2 protein-coding genes are annotated in these 2,404 nt (G+C 61.1%); both read left to right on the top strand.

Going from position 1 to position 2,404, the window contains the following annotated elements; translation table 11 throughout:
* The coding region (locus tag ACPDIX_RS14980) for an RHS repeat-associated core domain-containing protein (protein WP_423432610.1) at nt 1-853 on the top strand (853 nt) is incomplete at its 5' end.
* A gap of 1,188 nt (nt 854-2,041) precedes the next feature.
* A partial coding sequence (locus ACPDIX_RS14975; protein ID WP_423432609.1) for a hypothetical protein occupies nt 2,042-2,404 on the top strand: 363 nt, incomplete at its 3' end.

Below are 2,404 nucleotides of genomic sequence, written 5' to 3'. Positions count from 1 at the left end.
GAGGGGGCGGCGGGTGCGGCAGACGTCGTACATCTTGAGCAACGGACTCTGGCTGGTGGTCGAGGACTTGAACCTCGTGAGCGATCGTGAGTTGTTCGGCCGTCACATCGGCGAACTGAATGCGACGAACAACGCACTGGGGCGGGCGTACATCTGGGGCTTGGATCTGTCGGAAACCCTCGAGGGCGCCGGTGGTGTGGGTGGTCTGCTCTGGGTTCGGATGGCCACCGGCCCTGCCGCAGGCACGCATTTTGTGTGCTACGACGGCAACGCGAACCTGTGGAACCTGGTTTCGGCCTCCACCGGCACGGAGACCCCCCGGTACGAATACGGTCCTTTCGGCGAGCCCATGCGTCTGAGCGGCCCTGTGGCCCGCTCCAATTCCTTCCGCTTCACCACCAAACGCATCCAGGAGTTCACCGGCTTGGTCCTGTACGAATACTGGGCGTATAGCCCCAGCTTGGGCCGCTGGTTGAGCAGGGATCCTTTAGAAGAAACCGGTGGTCTGGCAATCGGCGCCTACAGTGGGAACGGCGGACCGCAGGCGTGGGATATTCTGGGAGGATGGTACGATTCGGTCACGGCGTATTATCGCGGGTGCGCCCAAATGCACTGCGTGGGTACTGGCCCATACTGGGAGTGCGTGTGTGTGACTGTGGCGGGCTCTGCTGCCTCGAAAGACTGCGTGGATAATTGTGCTCGCTGCGCAAGGTTGCTGGCCAGAGGAAGCAAGGGCCGTGTCTCAGTGTACGACATGTGCTTGTGCGGGTGCCAGCTGGCCAATAGACGGGCGGCAAAGGCCGGCACGCCGAAGATGGACTGTGCGGCGGTGTGTAAACACTTGGCCAAATAGCAGGGGAGGCTGCGAGCAATGTATCGCTTTGGGTTACGGCTCGTTGCAATAGTCTTGGGTCTGGTCATAGCGCTGGCGGGTTGCGGCTATCGGGCTGGCAAAACAGGAGCGGAAGAGCATCTGGTACAGCTCTTGCGAAAATATGGGGCGCGTATCGTAGTATCGAACCACATTCCTGCTCTGGAAGGCAGATACGTTATCCGGTGGGATGATAATGGGTGTGAGGCACGACTGTACAATGTGGATTATGCTCAGGTGGAAGCATGGTTTGTTCGTCTGATGGGGCACCGTGGTGAGCGGGTTACAACGGTCGAGGGAAGGCCTGGCTGTATGTTTCGTGCGACTGAGGTAGGAGTGGGACTCATCATGGCCGACATGGGTGACCACATCAGGGTGCACTGTGTGAGGCCCTTAACGAACGGGTGGCCGTTTGCCGGTCCCTGAAGATATGGGGTTTACGTGAGCCGTATGCGCAGGGACGGACTGGGTGCAACTGTGCGTGGGCGCGGGCGGCGGTGGCCACGACTTCCGGTTGTCTCGACCTATCGCCAAACCCCGGACGGGCTCATCTGACGTGGTGCCACAGGCTTGCGCTGGAACATAATCGTGCGATGCTCGGCTGGTGTTGTGGACGGATCCCCGAGCCTGCCAAGAACTCCGAGGGCGGCCGCCCTCGGACCGAAAACTCAAAACGCGGACGGGAGTGGCCGGGCTCCTAGACAACTGGGTCAAATGAAACGCCCGGCTCCGACCAGTTCATTTGAAAGAGTGCGCTTTTGTGTCTCTTCTAGGGTCCAGTGCGGAAAGGAGTGGTTGAACGTTTTTACGGCAGGACGGGCGGCTGGTCGTGGAGTACTGGCGGCATGGGCTCTACAAAGGCCTCCTGGACGCGGCGTTTTGTCCAGCCGGCGGGGCGACCCTGACATTGGGGTGGGGGAACTGGCGGTGGCGGTGGGCCATCGAAGAATGTCAGTGGGGGTAGGTAAGGACGTATTTGCAGTGAGCGAAGGAACACCACCGAGGCGCAGAGAACACAGAGGTGTCACAGAGGTGGGGACAGGCTGGGAGCCTGTGAAGGCCCGGGTACGGCTTTTTCTGCGCTGTGCTTGCCGGAGGGGGTGGCAGAGCCTTGCGGGCCACTGACGGTGGCTGTATGGTTGGGATGCTGACAAGCGGCTGACCAGGGCGATGAGGTACGGTGCGACAGACCGGGGCAGTTGGCGACGGGTGGACTGGAAGTACGAGACTTGGCGTCGGCGGACAAGGCAGACGTCGTACGTGTACACAGACGGTGCTTGGCAGGTGGTGGAGGACTTGAAGTTCGTCAGTGATTCCGTCCTCTTCGGCCGGCACGTGGCAGACTTGAATGCGACGAACAACGCCCCGGTGCGTGCGTACATCTGGGGCGTGGACGTGTCGGAAACTCTCGACTGCGCCGGTGGTGTGGGTGGGCTACTCTGGGTGCGGATCCAAACCGCTCCTGTCGCGGGCACGCATTTTGTGTGCTACGACGGCGACGGGAATGTGTGGAACCTGGTTTCGGCGTCCACG

The organism is Limisphaera sp. 4302-co (assembly GCF_049537155.1).
GTDB lineage: Bacteria > Verrucomicrobiota > Verrucomicrobiia > Limisphaerales > Limisphaeraceae > Limisphaera.
Note: the sequence above shows the minus strand (reverse complement) of the source record. Positions and strands in the feature narration are given on the sequence as shown.